Genomic DNA, 16,803 nt, shown 5'->3' with positions numbered 1-16,803 from the left:
AAGTTGAATTCCGCACTTGATGATAATTCTGAGAATTTTTTCTAATTAAAAACATGTTGCAATTATGGATATTTTATTTTAGTATTTTAATATTGTGTCAAAAATAATATTTTTTCTTCTTATCAAGAGAGATGGAGGGACTGGCCCGATGAAATCTCGGCAGCGGAACTATTAAGTTACTGTGCCAAATCCAGCAAGCAATGTTCTTGATAGATAAGAGGAGCGTTTTAAATATAAGGCCTCTTCTTGTTATTTCAAGATGAGGCCTTTTTTATGGTGAAAAAATAAAAAACATGGCTGATTTTTAATTTTTGGAGGTAGACAATGAAGAAAGAGAATCCATGGGCGCTAATCCCATTTGTTGTTTTTATGATTTTATTTATTGGTTCAGGGGTTATAATGGGTGATTTTTATGCGTTCCCTGTCATTGTAGCCATCAGCATTTCGGGTGCTGTAGCTCTAGCGATGAATCGAAAAGAATCGTTTTCCCGAAAGGTTGATATTTTTTGCCAAGGTGCGGGAAATTTAAATGTCATGCTGATGGTTATTATTTTTCTATTAGCAGGGGCATTTTCAGAGGTAGCGAAGGGGATGGGGGCCGTAGATTCCACTGTTAACTTTGCTTTATCGATTATTCCGCAAAACCTGCTTATCGTAGGTTTATTCATCATTGCCTGTTTCATCTCTCTATCCATGGGTACATCAGTGGGGACGATTGTTGCGCTGGCGCCAATTGGAGTTGGGATAAGCGATCTTACGGAGCTATCTATTGCTTTAGTGATGGCAGCGGTTGTAGGCGGTTCGATGTTTGGTGATAATTTATCTTTTATTTCAGATACTACTATTACTGCCGTTCGTTCACAAGGCGCGCAAATGAAGGACAAATTTAAGGTCAATTTTTGGATTGTATTGCCGGCAGCTATTATCACAAGCATTATTTTAGGGTTTATGACATCCGGGGAAGCAGCTCAAGTAGAGCATCTAAGCTATAATTGGATAAAAATTATTCCCTATGTTTTAGTTATTATTTTAGCGTTATCTGGAATGAATGTTTTCCTCGTTCTTGCATTAGGGATTATTCTCGCCGGTGCTGTTGGCTTAGCAGATGGCAGCTATCACATAATGAGCCTTATACAAAAGATTGGCGAAGGAATGGAAGGGATGTATGAAATCGCCTTTCTAGCTATATTAATAGCTGGAATGGTGGAGGTTATTAAATTTAATGGTGGAATTGACTTTTTGCTCCGTCTTGCAACGCGCAGGATTAAATCGCAGAAGGGTGCTGAATTTGGTATAGCTGGTCTTGTGGGTCTAACTAATTTATCTACGGCTAATAATACAATTGCTATTTTAATTGCCGGGCCGCTTGCCAAAAATATTGCTGACCAGTATGAGATTGAGCCGAGAAAGTCCGCAAGTATTTTAGATATTTTCTCCTGTACAGTCCAAGGTCTTCTCCCATACGGAGCCCAATTCCTTGTAGCCGCAAGCGTAGCTAAAATATCGCCAGTTAGTATCTTGCCGTACTCTTTCTATCCAATTCTTATTGGTATTTGTGGTGTGATAGCGATACTCATTGGATACCCGAAAAAAAAGAAAGCCTAAACTTTATTTTCAGACTGTAGACAAAAGCCGTTGAGAAGTTCACTCTCGATGACTTTTGTCATTTTTAGTATTTGGTAATATACTACCAAATTCAACATACTCTTTGAAGATAGATGCTCTCTAAACCTAATTGATCATTCGTTAACATTTCTAATTGTTCACGCTCATAGATTTGATTTTTCGTCATCGAAGCCCCTTACAGTCGAAAATAAAAAAGCCCAGTTGCTCTATTAATTGAAGCCTGGGCTTTGCTTAAGTATTTGGAACGAGCTGTTACTTTCTTGCCTGAATTAAAGTAAACCAATCATTGTCGTTGAACTTGCCAGAAACATTGTATATGGGCTGATAGAATCCTTTTGTATCATACATATACGAAAGCTCAATCGATTCAATCTCAATTTGGTCTCCTTTTTTTATAATCAGGTCTTCCTCCTGTACGAGTGCGTTATACTTTATTTGAGGAAAATCGCCTTCCTTTATTCGTTCATATATTTCTGCAGGAGACAGTATATTTACCTCCCGTATAAATTGATTTTCATGAAGACTGTATGTTAATGAATAGATGTGACCATCCGGCTTTAGGCCAAGACTGGCATCTCCAGTCCAGTAATCTTTATTTACATCAGGACGGTCTGGTAATGTCCATTCAAATTCACCATTCTCCTGTACAGCAAATTCTGCATCTTGAGGTGGTAGTATAGAAAGTTCATCCATCAATGACTTCGCCTTTTCTTCTTGCCCTTCAGCTGAAGTTTGCTCCGGCGTATAATTATTCTCGGTTAACCACCATTGTCCCTCTGAATTATTTGTAACCAATGTATACGGGACCCCATTCTTATCTTCCACTAGCGTTTCGTCATTGTCCTTGGCATCAGATGCATTCATCTCTGATAATCCTAGTTTCTGTTGTAATAGGTCTTTTACGTCATCCTCTTGAATGATTTTCTTATAGACAGGAGCAACGATGGGTGCTGCGCTTAATTCCAATGATGTGGATACATGAACATCTGACATTTTTGATTTTGTATATGCGTTTATTGCTAGATGACCAAACTCCTGTTGGGCGTAGACAATGTTCATAACGATAAAGATTAAGCCCATCAATAGAGGTATAGCAAGGTTTCCAATCAGTGTTTTCACCTTTACCTTTTTGTTATGGACAATAGAAGCGACAAGTTTGTATAATTGGTAGCCAATAATACCGCCAAGTGAGTTATTGATTAAATCATCAAGCTCAAAAATCCCTGCTCCTGAAAGTGCCTGATAAGTTTCGATAGAGGCTGTCGCACCTACAACTACTAGAAGAAGCCACTTAAACTCTTTAAATTTAGCCATAATTAAAGGTAAAAGCATTCCTAATGGTACAAACATTAATATATTAAATAGACAATTTTGGAGATCACGTAAAGAGTATTTTTTCCACGCGTCTATATAACCGCTGAATGGCTGAAGGTTCAACTGCATGAAATGTGAAGTGCCACGGCCAATCACTGTTAGCTCCAAAACAAATACAATATATCCGATAAAGATTGCACCAAGAAGAAGCTTCTTTACAGGAATTTGTTTTTGGTGATCTGATCGTCGTCTTTGATAATAAAAGAAATAAAGTCCAATTAGTAAAAATTCAAGGCCAATAATTATGATGACGGGCAGCATCAAAATTTTGATGTTGCTCATGATTTCAGTAATTCCCAAGATGTGATACTCCTTTTTCTGATGATGATTTTCAAATGCTATATGCCAGATAATTCTCAGTAATGTCGACCTTCATTATTGTAAATGGAAATTATTAATAATTAGAGAGAATATTTATGAAGATTTCTTAAGAAAAGGGAAAGCCCAAGCACGCAATTATTTTGTGCTTGGGCAGTTAGCTTGTTCGTTATAGACAATAAACTTGATTGTTAATAAGGAGTTTGATCGCTCTTTAATGTATAAACAAAAATACAATAATAGGGATTATTAATGATGGCAGAAGATTTAAGGTATTACATTTTTTTATGCCTAAAATACTTAAACCAGACGCTAATATCAATATACCTCCTATAATCGTCAATTCATTTAGAAGATCATTATTGATGGAATTCTCCATTAAACTAGCTATTAAATAAATGGAACCTTGCCATAGAAATAGTACAATACCTGCAACAGCTATTCCAATACCAAATGTAGTGGCTAAAACAACCGAAGTAATTCCATCCAATATACCATTCGTGAGCAGATATGTATAATCTTGCTTTAATGCAGCCTCTATAGGACCTAATATAGATAATGACCCAATACAAAATAATAAAATCGCAGTCGATAATCCTTCAGCTAAATTCCCCTTAGAGTATTTATTCACTAAAGCATTAAATTTTGATTCTAAATTAAGTTTTTGTCCTAATAATCCGCCTATAGCTAGACTGACAATAAAAAGTACCGGATATTTACTGGAAGGTAAATGTTGAACTAGAGCATTTATTCCTAATCCCATTGCTGCTAATCCCATGGCCTGCATGAGGATTTGATGGTATTCATCTTTTATCCCATTTTTAAAAATACTTCCAATGATGCTTCCGACTATAATCATCATTGTATTAAATATTGTTCCTAACATAATTCATTCTCCTTAAAAAAGTGTTCTTACGTAAAAAAATAAACCCTCCGGTAAGGGGAGGGTCAAGACTTTATTGGTATTTGTATTTCTGTCAAATAATCTTCTTTACTTCCTGAAATGTAATGGTCAATTATGGTTCTTTCAATGGAATCTCCAATCACTTGGAAACCTTGATCTTTAATAAAATTCAGTAAGGCTTTATAATGTGCGGGAGAATGATTATGATTGCCGTTAAAATAAATACAGGCATATTTTCCTTCAGGAAGCGTGGCCAATAAAGGACTATGCCTATCCTCCTCCTCGACTAAAATAAATATTGAGTTGTATTCATGAAACTGGTTATTTAATAGATGACGAATACTTACGGTTAGGCCAACGCCCCCAATAAATATAGAAGAATTCATATTCGACAAATTCTCTAATTGTCGCAAAGAAATTTCCAGTTGATGCTCGGAACTGATTTTTTCCATTAATCGTACGATTCTTCGCTCTTGTTTTTCCATTATGAATGGGACTCCCAATGCCTTTATCTCTCGTGCCCATTTAATATCCTTAATTCGATCTTGGAACCTTCGATTAATTCGTTCCAGTTCTTGAATCTTTTCTTCGGTTAATCGTTTCTGTTCCTCTAAGAGATGCAAAAAGTCGTCGATATCCCTGTGATCTAAATGTCCTTTAATTTCCTTTAATGAAAAGCCTAATTCCTTTAAATAGTTGATAGTATTTAATTGCTCAAATTGTTCTGTTGAATAGTATCTATAGCCGTTGTTTTTATCTGTGTGCATGGGTTTTAATAAATCAATTTCATCATAATATCTAAGGGTTTTTATAGTTGTTTTATGGAGCTTAGCCATTTCACCAATTGAAAATCTATTTTTCATTTATATCTTCCTTTAAAAAACGTCCTATTATCATTATAGTACTTGATTTTGTCCGAGCCCGATAAAAATTAGGTATTGTACGAGAGCATCGATATGCTGTCGAGTTTGTTTGGACAAAAAAAGAAGCCATTATTTCGGGTAGGGTATGGACCGCCAGATTAGAGAGGGGAGATAAGTGAATGTGTTTTACAAATTGCCCAGATATGTTGAAAAGAACCGTAGTTGGATGAGATGTAGTGCAAATACGGTTCTATCGTTAATTGTATAAAATGATTGTTACTAGCATGAATCTAAAGTTTTAGGTGATACTATTCATTGCTTAATTTTTATTTTTCATGGTCCAATCATTGTGTATGATGTCTTGAAGAACATTTTTTAGTTGTATAAATTGCTGCTCTGAAATATTTGATTGTTGCATGACTTGGCGTGATACCTCAGGTAGCTTGCGACGAACATCATTGCCCACCTCTGTTAAATAGATTTGCATTTGTCGTTCATCATCTTTGGAACGCTCACGACAAATATAACCCTTTGCCTCTAATTTTTTTAGCAATGGTGTTAATGTACCCGAATCTAAAAATAAACGTTGTCCTAATTCTTTTACCGTTATTTGTTCGTTTTCCTCCAATGCTAAGATGGCGATATAGCCTGTATAAGTTAAATCATATGGCTTCAATAATGATGTATAGTGTCGAATGATTTCCTTTGATGTGGCATACAAAAGAAAGCATAGTTGATTATCTAAATGATTAGGCATAAAAATCCCCTCTTCATGTTCTTCTATTAACATTTATATTAAAAATAAAGTTCCTACTTGTCAAACACAATTAAATTGTGTACAATTCAATTTGTAAAAATTAAATTGTGTGCAATTTAAAATAATGGATATAGAAAAGGAGTTTTCGTTTATGAAAGAATTATACTCAACGACTATGATTAATGAGGGTGGGCGGAGTGGCACATCCTATGCAGAGGATCAATCCCTGTCTTTAAAAATTGCACCACCAGGCTCAAAATTAGACAATGTAACAAACCCAGAGCAATTATTTGCTGCGGGGTATAGTGCCTGCTTTAATAGTGCGTTAGATTTGATTAAACGCCAAAAAAAGCTTAAAAATGCATCAACAATTCAAGTAACCGTTAAGTTAATGGAGCAAGCTGCTTTTGATTATGTACTTTCTGTGAATATCGAAGGACATATTGAAGGGGTAACGCTGGAAGAGGCACAGCAATTATTAGAGCTAACACATACTGTATGTCCTTATTCAAAAGCGACAATGGGAAATATTGATGTAACAATTAAAGCAGTTTAAATTTTTTGAAAAAGAGGGAAATCATATGCTATCAACTTCAACACTAAAACAAATTATGCAGGAGCGTAAATCTGTTCGTAAATACAATGCGAATACTAAAATATCTCGTGAAACAATCATGCAGCTACTACAAGATGCTATTTCAGCGCCTTCTTCGAGCAATATGCAGCCTTGGCGATTTATCGTCATTGATGATAAGGAAATCCAAAAGAATATTAATTTCTTTTCATTTAATCAAGAGCAGATCGAAACAGCCTCTGCTATTATTGCTGTCATTGGAGATATTGAGATGTATGTAAATGCTGAGGAAATCTATGCAAAAAATGTGGAGTTAGGCTATATGCCAGAAGAGATTGCGAAAAAACTGGCTCAGGACGCATTAACAATGTATGGGTCAGCTTCGACAAAAACATTAGAGAACATCGTCCATTTTGATGCTGGCTTAGTAACGATGCAAATTATGTTATTAGCGAAAGAAATGGGTTATGATACAGTTCCGATGGGTGGGTTTGATAAAGCTAAGTTTGCGGAATACATGAAATTACCTGCAAATGAAATACCTATTTTATTATTAGCAATTGGTGAAGCGGCGGCACCTGCTTACGGTTCTTCACGTCTTCCAATAGATCGCCTTGTAAGATTTAATCAATAATTTTTAGGCAGTTCGCTCATTGCGGGATGAGTAAATAAAGCAAAAGCAAAGCACAGTCGCTAAGAGGCTGTGCTTTGTTTCGGTATGTGTATTTGTTTTGGTTTAATTATTTTTCTTGTGGAAGAATTCTTTTGCCATTGCTATACGTTCACTTGGCAATGTACGATTAAGCTCTTCTTCTAACCATGCAATTGTTTTACCTCGTAAATAGTTCCGCATTTGCTCTTCAGCTTCTAACATCACTATATTAATGGTGCAATTGGATGTACCTGATGCACAGGAATCACAATTTCCAGTTTGGTTTGCAAAATTTGCTTTGATGTTCTTACATTGAAATATGGGACTTTCACCCTCTACAGCTTTTACAACATCCCAAAAAGAAATATCTTCAGGCTTTTTACTAAGCTTATATCCTCCTTTAACACCAGATACTGAACTGACAATCCCGGCTTTAGATAGCTTACCTAATACTTTTGATAAATATGTTTCTGATAGCCCTTGAAATTCTGATAAATCCTTGATTCCAATACTTTCTTCTGGTGGTACATCTATTAAATAGACAAGGCTGTGTAATGCGTACTCTACCATGACACTATATTTCATTTATTCACCTACTTCTAATCCCTTTAGAAAACTTACATGTACCTTGTATATTATCATACCTCAAAAATACTTCATCTAAATTAAATCAATTTGACAAAAATTAAAAACAGGCATATATTAAAGACAATAATAATCAACGATTAGATTAATCGACGATTATCATTATCTTTAATTTCTTGTAGGGAGGCAGTGTGGTAAGTAAATTTAATCGGAACAAATAATTTTCAAATTCTTCATGCCCAAGAATGGCGTGATTGAATAAGAATGAATTTTACTAAACGATCATCAATCAAGGAATTTAATTGAATCGGAGGAATGTAACATGGAACAACGTATGGATTATTATCATATTGCACCTGATGCCATGCAGATCATGATGGAAATGGAGAAATACACGAAAAAGAATGGTATCGATAGAAAACTTCGTGAGCTAATTAAAATCCGTGCTTCACAAATAAATGGATGTGCCTTCTGTATGAACATGCATACTGCTGATGCAAAAAAAATGGGGGAAACTGAACAGCGTCTATTCTGCATAAGTGCTTGGAGAGAATGTACATTCTATTCAGAAGAAGAAAAGGTCGCTTTAGAGTTAACCGAACACATTACTTTAGTGTCTGAAATGCGTGTACCTGATGATTTATATAAACGAGTTCGTAATTATTATACAGAGAAAGAATATGTAGATTTAGTCATTCTAATTAACCAAATCAACAGCTGGAATAGAATCTCGATTGCTATGGGCAACTTCGCAGAATAATATAAAGGATTTGTTAGTAGGTAGAAATGTTGATAAACCAGCATTTCTGCTTTTTTATTTAATTGGAAATCAGCTTTCTCGATATGATCTAATGAATTGATGGTTAATTCATTTTCCACGTCACATTTTTCATGTTTGCGTTGAGCAAACATGGTGAGCTCCAATAGCTGTTTCATCTCCAATATTAATATCACTTCAGCAAATTTCCATTATACTTCCACGTTTTTCTGCAATTTCATCTTTAAATAAGTGGTAAACCCTATCGTACAAATGAAAGTGAATGTTAAAATTTTAGTTTATTTTTTTTCGTTTTTTTGTTTCCAAAAATTTCATCTTGCCAAAAAACAAACATTTGTTCTAATATGTATACAAACAAATGTTCTTACATATGATAAGTGAAGGGAAATCCATTCATGGAATTGGATAAAGTTGGGTTCCCTGAAGCTGTTACTAGTTGTAGGAATGGAAACTAAAGGTACACCAAAATTTTGAGAGATAGTGGAGGAAACTACGATGAGAGAGCAACTGATTAAAGCTATGCAGCGCAATCAACTAGTGGACATTATGTATATAGCCAAAAATGGTTCCGTCACAAAAAGACGTGTAAGAGTCATTAAAATTGTTGGCGATTCATTTCAAGCATTTTGTTTTACGAGGCAAGCAAAGCGTTCCTTTATCATCAGAAATGTTCTCGCGGTTACTCCTGTTTTCCGAAAAGAGCGTGAGGTTGTATGAACTATGGGGAAATGCCGAATAGACCTATTATGTGTATAGATATGAAGTGCTTTTATGCCAGCTGTATCGCTATGCTACATGGGATTGATATTTTAGAAACACCTGTCGCTGTAGTAGCCAATTTCGACCAACCAGGCAGTGTAGTCCTTGCTGCATCACCATTGATGAAGGAAAAATATAAAATCAAGACTGGCAGTAGACGTTACGAAATTCCGAAACATCCCGATATCCAATTATTTGAACCTAAAATGTCCTTTTTTATACAGATGTCCATGACTATTACTAGGCTCATCGCTAATTATGTTCCTGTAGATGCCATACATGTTTACAGTGTAGATGAAAGCTTTGTCGATTTAACAGGTACTGAAAAGCTTTGGGGATCACCTGAAAAAGCAGCTCGAGAAATACAGGCCGCCATTTTGGATCAATATAATGTACCAAGTGCTGTTGGCTTAGGTCCCAATATGCTAATGGCTAAATTGGCATTGGACCTTGAAGCAAAGAAAACGGGTTTTGCTCAATGGACGTACGATGATATACCGAAAAAGCTTTGGCCAGTCAGACCCTTGTCCGAAATGTGGGGAATCGGCAAACAGATGGAAGCCAACCTAAATAAGTTGGGGATTCAAACAGTTGGTGGGTTGGCCAATGCAGATTTGAATGATTTAGAAGAGCAATTTGGTGTGATGGGCAATCAGCTATATCATCATGCATGGGGAATCGATCTATCAAAGCTAGGGGAACCGTTAATTACTAATGGAGCATTAAGTTTTGGAAAGGGTCAAATGTTAATGAGAGATTATCATACACGAAAAGATCTATCGGTAGTGCTATTAGAAATGTGTGAGGATGTCATGAAGCGAGCGAGAGATGCTGGTTTTGTTGGTCGTACAATTAGCCTGGGTCTTTCATATAGTCGGAATGCGATGACCAAAGGGTTTCATCGATCTAGAACGATTGATACACCAACAAATGAAACACTTGTCATGTATAAAACGTGCATAGAATTGCTGGATGAACACTTTGCGGGAGAACCGGCAAGGCAGTTATCGGTAAGAATATCCAATCTTGAGAGGGAGCATAGTATCCAATTGGATTTATTTGATGAAAGAAAACCACAACGGCAGCTCATCGGACCTACGATGGATGCCATACGCAACAGGTTTGGAGCAACAGCGTTGTTACGAGCGGTTTCGTTTACCGGGGCAGGGACAGCCATCAAGCGTGATCGCTTAGTTGGTGGTCATTTGGCATAGGAGTGATTGGATGATAAAAGACAGAGGTAATATAAAATGGGCATCTATGATGATGCCGGAGCATTTGGACCTGCTAAGGGAATGCAAAGAAGTCTATACAGCGCAACCAAGAGAGCTGACAGAATGGGAACTGGAAGAGTTACAGCAAACAATCGATACAGCCTATCATCAGCAGCAAGATGTTCAATTAAATGTTTGGAACGATGGAAAAATCATGCATTGGACGGGAATCATTCATGCCATTAACCTATCTACAAACGAACTGTTACTTGAAACACTATTGACAACGAGACGTGTTCCAATCCAGCATATTCAATCAGCTCAACTAGAAGCTGATTATTATGATTAAAGCTGAACAACGCCAGCTATTACACAAGTATTTATTGTTGGAATTAGCTGTAAAATCAGTACAGCATGATTACCGATTTGCTGAACAATTTAAAATGAAAATCGTGTTTGTACCTTTAATGGATGCATTATTAAAAGATTTACGTCAAGAGTATTTTGATCTCAAAAGGCAGCTTAACCAGCAACATATACGAGTGGTAGGCTGGCATCGTGTGGATGAATATTTTAGCGATGTCCAAATTGCAACGGCAGGTAATGATGTAGTCCTCCGCTATGCTAACCAGGCTTTGAAGACACAGGTTGAAAAGCTCGTCCTCCGTTATCTCGATAAATGATTGGTTTTCAAAATGAGTCATAAGTTACAATATACCAAAAGGGATATTTTGGGGGATGATAACTGTGAGCATTTCTATTTGTACAGCTACTAGCAAGGATTATTATGCCGTGAATAGTCTTGTGAGAGAAGGGCACGAAGAACATGTTCCCATGTTATGGAAGAACCAGCCATTTTTAAAAGTGTTGAATCGGTTATGCCAGAATCTTATTTTAAAGACTTACTTGAAGATCAAAACAGTCGTATTTTTATCGCCAAGAACGATGAATTAGTTGTAGGATTGGCAATAATAAGCATTGAACATTCACCTACATTTCAATCTTTGGTACGACGTAAATATGCCTATATTCATGATTTTGGTGTGAGAAAGACTCTACAAAAGCAAGGGGAGCTACATCTATAGAATTAAATGTTTGGGAATTTAATGCCAATGCAATTGCATTTTACGAACATATAGGAATGAAGGGGATAAGTAGAAAAATGAACATGAATATTTGAAGCTACGGCAAAAAAGATTAAACCAGGTGCTCACTGAGAATCTGGTTTTTATTCTTCATTGTATTGCTTCATAAGTTCCTGTAGCTTACTTTTAATTTGCTCCCGTACTATTGGGGGATGTTTTACATTGGCCTCCATGCCTAAGCCTAGAAAAAAATGGACTAACCACGGTGTAAAGGAAGAGTTCACTTTTGCGAGTATCTTCCCGTATCCATTCTCACGAAGCTCCATCCACTGGGATAACCATAGTTCTGATTGACAATGTCTTACTCCTTCTGGTGTTAACTCAACCTCAAGATCTAACATATGTTCTTCATTCGCTGGCACGATCCACGACTTGATGTGCTCATTTGTCATGTCCAATTTCAGGCTTTGATCTTCAGCTAAAGAAAAATCTTTCACCCGATCTATGCGAAATACTCGATAATCCTCTGCTAGGAAACAATAAGCCTGACAGTACCAAAGCCCATTCATCGTATAGATTCCAAGAGGTTGAATAGTTCTATTTTTAGTAGTGGCCGCTTCATACAAAATTGTGACAACATGCTGTTCAAGTGCAGCCTCCAGTAATTCCTTTAAAAAGGGCACTTCTAATTCATGCGGAGGCACCCAAAATAAAAGACGTTGCTGCATACTTTCAATCTTTTGCTTTAGCTCACTTGATAAAAAGTAGAAAAATTTATCCAATGCCGTTTTTACTTCATTTTTGAAGGGGAGAGCTTTGTAATTATGTAATGATTGGCAAGCAAAGAACAATGCAATTGCCTCGTGTTCGGTAAAGCTAATAGGTGGCAGCACTTTTTCATGCAAAACACGATAACCACCATTAGGCCCAGCTTCGGAATAAAGCGGTACACCTAGTTCACTCAGTTCCATTAAATCACGAATCATTGTTCGGCGTGAAACACCACATTCTTCAGCCATCTCCTGAATGGTAAATTTTTTACGTTCATTGACCTTCATCATGAGCTGAATAAGTCTTTGCGCCTTGTGCATCAAAAGCTCCTCCTCATTAAAAAACTAAATTAATAGTGACAGTAGTTGTCACTATTATCCGGTATAGTAAAACTGGAAGTCAATGTTTATGAACTTTTAATAAAAAGTACATTGACCACATCATGAAGAGCATAAAAGGAGAAAAAATGGCACAAGACAAACACAACTTTGAAGTGGAAGTGATGTTAACGAAAAGGGGGATGGGTCATGGCTGACACATTTGAGGGTAAATATACAACAGATTTCTTCCATCAATTTATAACTATATTACAGGCTGAATACCCTGCCTTTGATTCACATAAGTTCATGGATTTAATCCATGATGACGATTGGGAAATGAAAAAATTCAAACAGCGTATTAGGCATATCAGTACTTCTTTAAGGACAACTTTGCCGACATCCTACTGTGAGGCATTATCAATATTGATGAAAATTGCACCTAAGTGTAAGGGAGTGGAATATTTATTTTTACCTGATTTTGTAGAAGTAAATGGACTAGATGATTGGCAAACCTCCATTCATGGATTAGAAGTGTTTACGGAATTCTCCAGCGCAGAGTTTGCTGTTCGGCCTTTTATTTTAAAGGACCCTCAAAAGATGATGAATCAAATGTTAGAGTGGGCGAGCCATTCTAATCCTCATATTAGACGATTAGCTAGTGAGGGGTGTCGCCCTAGGTTACCATGGGCATCGGCATTGGAAATATACAAATTGGACCCGTCACCAATCTTACCGATATTGAACCTGCTCAAACAGGATCCATCTGTCTATGTACAGAAAAGTGTCGCTAATAATGTAAATGATATTTCCAAGGACCATCCCGAACTAGTGAAACGCCTTGCGCGTGAATGGCACGGAGAGAGTTCAATAACAGATTGGATTATTAAGCATGGATGTCGAGGTTTATTGAGAAAAGGAGATGCTGAGGTACTTTTCTTGTTCGGCTTTGACAACTCTCCAGATGTAACAATCCATGAGTTAGCGCTAGGAAAAGATAGGTTGGCGATTGGACAAACCCTTGATTTTGCATTTACAGTTCAGACTAATTCTACAGCACCACAGAAGCTCCGTATCGAATATGCGATAGATTTTGTCAAAGCAAATGGAACGACTTCAAGGAAGCTATTCAAAATAACGGAACGCACCTTCGAAAAAGAGAGTCACCAATATACACGGAATCACCATTTTCATGATTTAACAACCCGAAAGCATTATCCAGGTCAACATAAGCTAGCGGTAATAATAAATGGAAAGGAGCTAGCTACAACAGAATTTTGCGTTGAACGCTAAAGTAACCATACTGGTTGGATGAGCGACTTTAATGAAAGTATTGAAGAGACATATTGGAGGCTAATAAACCACTTAAGGGTCACTGAGATGGGAGTGACCCCATTTAACTAGATTATTTAAAAAATTGTGGCTTTTCTACCTTAATAGACGCTACTTCTCCGCAGTCTTTACAAAAGTTAAAAATAAACGGGGAGCCAACTGAAAAGACAGAATCAATAGGTCTAACATTACCTTGATTAAAATCGCCACCAACTTGTCCAATCGTAAAAGAATTACTACCACAGGACTTGCAAACTAACTTTTTATCCTCCACGCCATCACCTCGTTACGTAATATATGTAAATTGTATCATAAAAAGGGTGATTTGACATTCTAGCTCATATTTCAACATTATTCACGACTTTATATCGACAAATTTTAGAGGATTTACTTGGAATTTGAAAAATGGTTTTATAGTAACATAGGGTGTATAAAGATGAGGAGGTTTTATATGCCTGATTTATTGCTAATCCTTTTTTTATTAAACCTGTCTATATTTCTTTTGCATGAAATGGATGCGATAAGGCGCTCGGAGTGGCGATTATTTATCGTATTAAAAGATATGAAAGATTCAAAGGCTTATCAAGTATTCACAGTTATTCATCTTTTTCTTTATGTCATTATTCTTTCCTTATTATTCAGTCCCTATCAAACAATAACGTTTTGGGTTCTGGATATATTCTTTATCATACATACAATCCTACACCTATTATTTGAAAGACATCCTCGAAATGGATTTAAAAACTCGTTTTCAAGAGCTATCATTTATCCGATGGGAATTCTTGCAGCCATCCACTTATACTTTTTAATAAATGTTTAGTCACATCTTTTAAGGCATTAAATTTAAATGGAGGCTATCCTTTGGTACAAAGAAAAAAATGAAAAGCCCTATACTAATGTATAAGGCTTTTCGGCATGAACTAAAATCTAGAAAATCTGTGTTAATTCCGAATTTACAAACCGTTGGGCAGCAATGATAGTACCTGAAGCTGTGCGTCCATAAACGCTATATATTCCGCCATTTTGATTGGGAACAATTTCAACTTCATACTGAGGCGAACTTCCAACAGCTGGAGTTACAAAAGTAGAACCATTAGCAACTGCCGCAAAAGGTGTAGTGGACAATAATTGTCTCGAACCGTTTAATCTAAAAACTCTTACTACGCCAGTTAGCAAACCTCCAGTGAGATTAAGAACTTTAACACGAACACTACTTGCATTAGCTGGTTGATTTCCTGTGTTTTCAATTGGACCAGTAGTTAAAGGCATGTATTCACCTCCTTGCAACTAGAAAATATATAATCTGCAGATTACCTTTATATAATATGTAGCTCCTTGTTAAATCTCTAGTTGTATTCATCATTCAGCTTTGATTAAAAAATAGGTGGGTAGATTAGTAGAAGATTTATCAATATTTAAATCGAAATAACTAATGTGAAAAGGGTAATGAAGAGGGGACTATACATAGAAAAAAGCTGATTAGATATGATTCTAATCAGCTTCTATTTTTAGCTTTTTCTGTGTCATCTTTTTTACTTCTAAGTAGCAATGCCATAAATATAAAACTCGCTACCCAAAAGGAAAAAAATAAATTTTCGAGCAAAGCCCAATTATCATTTATGAAATAGTCCCAAATCATAGTAATTAAAAATAATGTTACAAGGAAAGCAAAATACAGTAATTTTCCTAATATGGTCAACCGAAACACCTCTTATGTAAATTATAATGGTGTACTAATCACTCTAAGGAGGCTGCGACGGTCAACTAGCGCCACAGCCTTAATCAGTGCGTGCGATACACTCTATCATAGTGTGTGTCATTTGTGATTACTTATACATAAAAAAAACTAGCTGTAACGTCGTCACACGCTACAGCCTATAATACATTTACATTCCTCGATTCGGGGAAAGAGAGTTAATTTTATTTTTCTGGGTAATTCACATGTAATGGTGGTGGAACAAGCCAGCCTTTATTTTTATTCAAGCGTAAAAGTTTAGCACCAAGTTGAGCCTTTGCCATATGGAATTGACCATACATTAAAGCGATATCTTCTCGTGTAGAAGTACCCATAGCTTGGCTACATGCAACTAATCCAGCAGCAACGTCAGCGGTAAGTGCAGCACTTATTTCCGGATCATTAAACTTTGCGCCAGGTGGAATGTCTTCCAATCTTGCTACAGGTCTTTCAGGTGAAGCTGGAGGTAAAGCAATCCCATTTGTTTTTAAAATCTTTTCTAATTGCTTTACTTCTTCTTTACATGTTTCGACGATATCTTCAATGATTTTTTTTAGATCTTCATCTCCAGCGTGATTATAAAACGTTTGATAGCCAGAAATCATACCATAGTCTGCAATTAAACTTGACCAAACACTAAAAACTTCACCGTAATGCAATGGTTCATCTTTTGGATTTCCACCAAGAATACCCATACTTTCACTTCCTTTTCTGGTTTTCACCTTTTTTTAACCAAGAGTAGTATGAGTGAAAAGGGAAATGGAATACCCATTTTTAAAAAATTATTTGAGGTATCAATTTTTGTTATACCAGTATCTAGCCGACAAGAAAATTTATTGCATTCACTAATAGAAGCCACAGCGATCGAAATCACTGCAGCTCTTTAAGTAGTGAGACACTACGCAGTTTTATATTGGCTGTTTATTGTCAAATTATACGTTATATTTATATGAAAACATAAAGTTAAAAGTATAGAATGTCACCAGAAGGATAAGTTAAAACTTATTGGAGGTGAATGAATTGACAAAAGAAAAGCAAAAGAATGAATTAGAGCAAGAGGAAATCGGAATGGAATTGAATCCAGAAGAACTCGAAATAAAAGAGGAAAAAGAGCAAAAAAAAGAACAGCCATTTCCTAATATAGAAAAGAAGTAAGAGA

22 protein-coding genes and 1 riboswitch are annotated in these 16,803 nt (G+C 36.2%); of the genes, 12 read left to right on the top strand and 10 right to left on the bottom strand.

Annotated features, from left to right (window positions below; translation table 11 throughout):
* Positions 1–116 precede the first annotated feature (116 nt).
* A riboswitch (SAM riboswitch) is annotated at positions 117–220 on the top strand.
* Positions 221–324: 104 nt separating this feature from the next.
* On the top strand, positions 325–1,605 hold the full coding sequence (locus MKY88_RS13550) for a Na+/H+ antiporter NhaC family protein (protein WP_328200584.1): 1,281 nt from the start codon (positions 325–327) through the stop codon (positions 1,603–1,605).
* Positions 1,606–1,878: 273 nt separating this feature from the next.
* On the opposite strand, the gene MKY88_RS13545 is transcribed toward MKY88_RS13550, so the two are convergent.
* The 4 genes from MKY88_RS13545 to MKY88_RS13530 all read right to left on the bottom strand — a co-directional run bounded on the left by MKY88_RS13545 (position 1,879) and on the right by MKY88_RS13530 (position 5,842).
* Positions 1,879–3,300, bottom strand: coding sequence for a VanZ family protein (locus tag MKY88_RS13545; RefSeq protein WP_340813907.1), 1,422 nt, complete (start codon positions 3,298–3,300; stop codon positions 1,879–1,881).
* Between the two features lie 232 nt (positions 3,301–3,532).
* Positions 3,533–4,204 (bottom strand): DUF554 domain-containing protein, encoded by a 672-nt coding sequence (locus MKY88_RS13540; RefSeq protein WP_069481667.1) that lies wholly within the window; start codon positions 4,202–4,204, stop codon positions 3,533–3,535.
* 62 nt (positions 4,205–4,266) lie between these two features.
* A complete protein-coding gene (locus MKY88_RS13535; protein ID WP_069481666.1) occupies positions 4,267–5,085 on the bottom strand; it encodes a MerR family transcriptional regulator in 819 nt (272 codons plus the stop codon).
* Positions 5,086–5,404: 319 nt separating this feature from the next.
* A complete protein-coding gene (locus tag MKY88_RS13530; protein ID WP_419182560.1) occupies positions 5,405–5,842 on the bottom strand; it encodes a MarR family winged helix-turn-helix transcriptional regulator in 438 nt (145 codons plus the stop codon).
* A gap of 151 nt (positions 5,843–5,993) precedes the next feature.
* On the opposite strand from MKY88_RS13530, the gene MKY88_RS13525 reads away from it, so the two are divergent.
* Both MKY88_RS13525 and MKY88_RS13520 read left to right on the top strand, forming a co-directional pair.
* A complete protein-coding gene (locus MKY88_RS13525) occupies positions 5,994–6,398 on the top strand; it encodes an Ohr family peroxiredoxin (RefSeq protein WP_328200588.1) in 405 nt (134 codons plus the stop codon).
* 25 nt (positions 6,399–6,423) lie between these two features.
* Positions 6,424–7,050, top strand: a complete 627-nt coding sequence (locus MKY88_RS13520) for a nitroreductase family protein (protein ID WP_193832265.1) — start codon at positions 6,424–6,426, stop codon at positions 7,048–7,050.
* 102 nt (positions 7,051–7,152) lie between these two features.
* Here the strand turns inward: MKY88_RS13520 and MKY88_RS13515 are convergent, their stop codons facing one another.
* The gene (locus tag MKY88_RS13515) at positions 7,153–7,653 is read right to left on the bottom strand and encodes an Rrf2 family transcriptional regulator (RefSeq protein WP_069481662.1); all 501 of its coding nucleotides are present in this window, start codon (positions 7,651–7,653) and stop codon (positions 7,153–7,155) included.
* A 322-nt stretch (positions 7,654–7,975) separates the two neighbouring features.
* Here MKY88_RS13515 and MKY88_RS13510 point away from each other — a divergent pair, with 322 nt between their 5' ends.
* The 6 genes from MKY88_RS13510 to MKY88_RS13485 all read left to right on the top strand — a co-directional run bounded on the left by MKY88_RS13510 (position 7,976) and on the right by MKY88_RS13485 (position 11,489).
* A complete protein-coding gene (locus MKY88_RS13510; RefSeq protein ID WP_328200589.1) occupies positions 7,976–8,413 on the top strand; it encodes a carboxymuconolactone decarboxylase family protein in 438 nt (145 codons plus the stop codon).
* A 513-nt stretch (positions 8,414–8,926) separates the two neighbouring features.
* On the top strand, positions 8,927–9,148 hold the full coding sequence (locus MKY88_RS13505) for a transcriptional regulator (protein WP_025117591.1): 222 nt from the start codon (positions 8,927–8,929) through the stop codon (positions 9,146–9,148).
* Complete coding sequence (locus tag MKY88_RS13500) at positions 9,145–10,404, top strand: Y-family DNA polymerase (RefSeq protein WP_328200590.1); 1,260 nt, start codon at positions 9,145–9,147, stop codon at positions 10,402–10,404. Before MKY88_RS13505 ends, MKY88_RS13500 begins: the two co-directional genes overlap by 4 nt.
* Positions 10,405–10,414: 10 nt before the next feature.
* Positions 10,415–10,753 carry a YolD-like family protein gene (locus MKY88_RS13495; RefSeq protein ID WP_340813904.1) on the top strand — a complete coding sequence of 113 codons (339 nt, stop codon included), beginning with the start codon at positions 10,415–10,417 and terminating at the stop codon, positions 10,751–10,753.
* Positions 10,746–11,087, top strand: coding sequence for an aconitate hydratase (locus MKY88_RS13490; protein ID WP_069481658.1), 342 nt, complete (start codon positions 10,746–10,748; stop codon positions 11,085–11,087). Before MKY88_RS13495 ends, MKY88_RS13490 begins: the two co-directional genes overlap by 8 nt.
* Before the next feature lie 156 nt (positions 11,088–11,243).
* Positions 11,244–11,489, top strand: coding sequence for a GNAT family N-acetyltransferase (locus MKY88_RS13485; protein WP_328200591.1), 246 nt, complete (start codon positions 11,244–11,246; stop codon positions 11,487–11,489).
* Positions 11,490–11,632: 143 nt separating this feature from the next.
* Here the strand turns inward: MKY88_RS13485 and MKY88_RS13480 are convergent, their stop codons facing one another.
* Positions 11,633–12,580 (bottom strand): helix-turn-helix transcriptional regulator, encoded by a 948-nt coding sequence (locus MKY88_RS13480; protein WP_328200592.1) that lies wholly within the window; start codon positions 12,578–12,580, stop codon positions 11,633–11,635.
* A gap of 207 nt (positions 12,581–12,787) precedes the next feature.
* Here MKY88_RS13480 and MKY88_RS13475 point away from each other — a divergent pair, with 207 nt between their 5' ends.
* Complete coding sequence (locus MKY88_RS13475) at positions 12,788–13,870, top strand: DNA alkylation repair protein (protein ID WP_328200593.1); 1,083 nt, start codon at positions 12,788–12,790, stop codon at positions 13,868–13,870.
* A gap of 112 nt (positions 13,871–13,982) precedes the next feature.
* On the opposite strand, the gene MKY88_RS13470 is transcribed toward MKY88_RS13475, so the two are convergent.
* Positions 13,983–14,183, bottom strand: a complete 201-nt coding sequence (locus MKY88_RS13470; RefSeq protein ID WP_258269251.1) for a hypothetical protein — start codon at positions 14,181–14,183, stop codon at positions 13,983–13,985.
* A gap of 177 nt (positions 14,184–14,360) precedes the next feature.
* Between MKY88_RS13470 and MKY88_RS13465 the strand changes: the two genes are divergently transcribed.
* Positions 14,361–14,729, top strand: coding sequence for a DUF6713 family protein (locus tag MKY88_RS13465; RefSeq protein WP_340813903.1), 369 nt, complete (start codon positions 14,361–14,363; stop codon positions 14,727–14,729).
* A gap of 107 nt (positions 14,730–14,836) precedes the next feature.
* Here the strand turns inward: MKY88_RS13465 and MKY88_RS13460 are convergent, their stop codons facing one another.
* The 3 genes from MKY88_RS13460 to MKY88_RS13450 all read right to left on the bottom strand — a co-directional run bounded on the left by MKY88_RS13460 (position 14,837) and on the right by MKY88_RS13450 (position 16,339).
* Complete coding sequence (locus tag MKY88_RS13460) at positions 14,837–15,178, bottom strand: ATPase (protein WP_258269252.1); 342 nt, start codon at positions 15,176–15,178, stop codon at positions 14,837–14,839.
* 226 nt (positions 15,179–15,404) lie between these two features.
* Positions 15,405–15,617, bottom strand: coding sequence for an RNA polymerase subunit sigma (locus MKY88_RS13455; RefSeq protein ID WP_340813901.1), 213 nt, complete (start codon positions 15,615–15,617; stop codon positions 15,405–15,407).
* Between the two features lie 212 nt (positions 15,618–15,829).
* Entirely contained in the window at positions 15,830–16,339 is a 510-nt protein-coding gene (locus tag MKY88_RS13450; protein WP_336636689.1) for a DUF3231 family protein, read from the bottom strand.
* A gap of 325 nt (positions 16,340–16,664) precedes the next feature.
* On the opposite strand from MKY88_RS13450, the gene MKY88_RS13445 reads away from it, so the two are divergent.
* Positions 16,665–16,799 (top strand): hypothetical protein, encoded by a 135-nt coding sequence (locus tag MKY88_RS13445; RefSeq protein ID WP_269781038.1) that lies wholly within the window; start codon positions 16,665–16,667, stop codon positions 16,797–16,799.
* Positions 16,800–16,803 lie beyond the last annotated feature (4 nt).

Source organism: Lysinibacillus sp. FSL R7-0073 (assembly GCF_038009065.1).
Classification (GTDB): Bacteria; Bacillota; Bacilli; order Bacillales_A; family Planococcaceae; genus Lysinibacillus; species Lysinibacillus fusiformis.
Note: the sequence above shows the minus strand (reverse complement) of the source record. Positions and strands in the feature narration are given on the sequence as shown.

What these genes read in the sequence shown, in the direction of transcription:
- MKY88_RS13550 (WP_328200584.1), top strand. Translation starts at nt 325, where the DNA reads ATGAAGAAAGAGAATCCATGGGCGCTAATCCCATTTGTTGTTTTTATG.
- MKY88_RS13460 (WP_258269252.1), bottom strand. Translation starts at nt 15,178, where the DNA reads ATGCCTTTAACTACTGGTCCAATTGAAAACACAGGAAATCAACCAGCT.
- MKY88_RS13495 (WP_340813904.1), top strand. Translation starts at nt 10,415, where the DNA reads ATGATAAAAGACAGAGGTAATATAAAATGGGCATCTATGATGATGCCG.
- MKY88_RS13520 (WP_193832265.1), top strand. Translation starts at nt 6,424, where the DNA reads ATGCTATCAACTTCAACACTAAAACAAATTATGCAGGAGCGTAAATCT.
- MKY88_RS13535 (WP_069481666.1), bottom strand. Translation starts at nt 5,085, where the DNA reads ATGAAAAATAGATTTTCAATTGGTGAAATGGCTAAGCTCCATAAAACA.
- MKY88_RS13465 (WP_340813903.1), top strand. Translation starts at nt 14,361, where the DNA reads ATGCCTGATTTATTGCTAATCCTTTTTTTATTAAACCTGTCTATATTT.
- MKY88_RS13505 (WP_025117591.1), top strand. Translation starts at nt 8,927, where the DNA reads ATGAGAGAGCAACTGATTAAAGCTATGCAGCGCAATCAACTAGTGGAC.
- MKY88_RS13480 (WP_328200592.1), bottom strand. Translation starts at nt 12,580, where the DNA reads ATGCACAAGGCGCAAAGACTTATTCAGCTCATGATGAAGGTCAATGAA.
- MKY88_RS13510 (WP_328200589.1), top strand. Translation starts at nt 7,976, where the DNA reads ATGGAACAACGTATGGATTATTATCATATTGCACCTGATGCCATGCAG.
- MKY88_RS13530 (WP_419182560.1), bottom strand. Translation starts at nt 5,842, where the DNA reads ATGCCTAATCATTTAGATAATCAACTATGCTTTCTTTTGTATGCCACA.
- MKY88_RS13475 (WP_328200593.1), top strand. Translation starts at nt 12,788, where the DNA reads ATGGCTGACACATTTGAGGGTAAATATACAACAGATTTCTTCCATCAA.
- MKY88_RS13515 (WP_069481662.1), bottom strand. Translation starts at nt 7,653, where the DNA reads ATGAAATATAGTGTCATGGTAGAGTACGCATTACACAGCCTTGTCTAT.
- MKY88_RS13485 (WP_328200591.1), top strand. Translation starts at nt 11,244, where the DNA reads ATGGAAGAACCAGCCATTTTTAAAAGTGTTGAATCGGTTATGCCAGAA.
- MKY88_RS13490 (WP_069481658.1), top strand. Translation starts at nt 10,746, where the DNA reads ATGATTAAAGCTGAACAACGCCAGCTATTACACAAGTATTTATTGTTG.
- MKY88_RS13525 (WP_328200588.1), top strand. Translation starts at nt 5,994, where the DNA reads ATGAAAGAATTATACTCAACGACTATGATTAATGAGGGTGGGCGGAGT.
- MKY88_RS13540 (WP_069481667.1), bottom strand. Translation starts at nt 4,204, where the DNA reads ATGTTAGGAACAATATTTAATACAATGATGATTATAGTCGGAAGCATC.
- MKY88_RS13500 (WP_328200590.1), top strand. Translation starts at nt 9,145, where the DNA reads ATGAACTATGGGGAAATGCCGAATAGACCTATTATGTGTATAGATATG.
- MKY88_RS13450 (WP_336636689.1), bottom strand. Translation starts at nt 16,339, where the DNA reads ATGGGTATTCTTGGTGGAAATCCAAAAGATGAACCATTGCATTACGGT.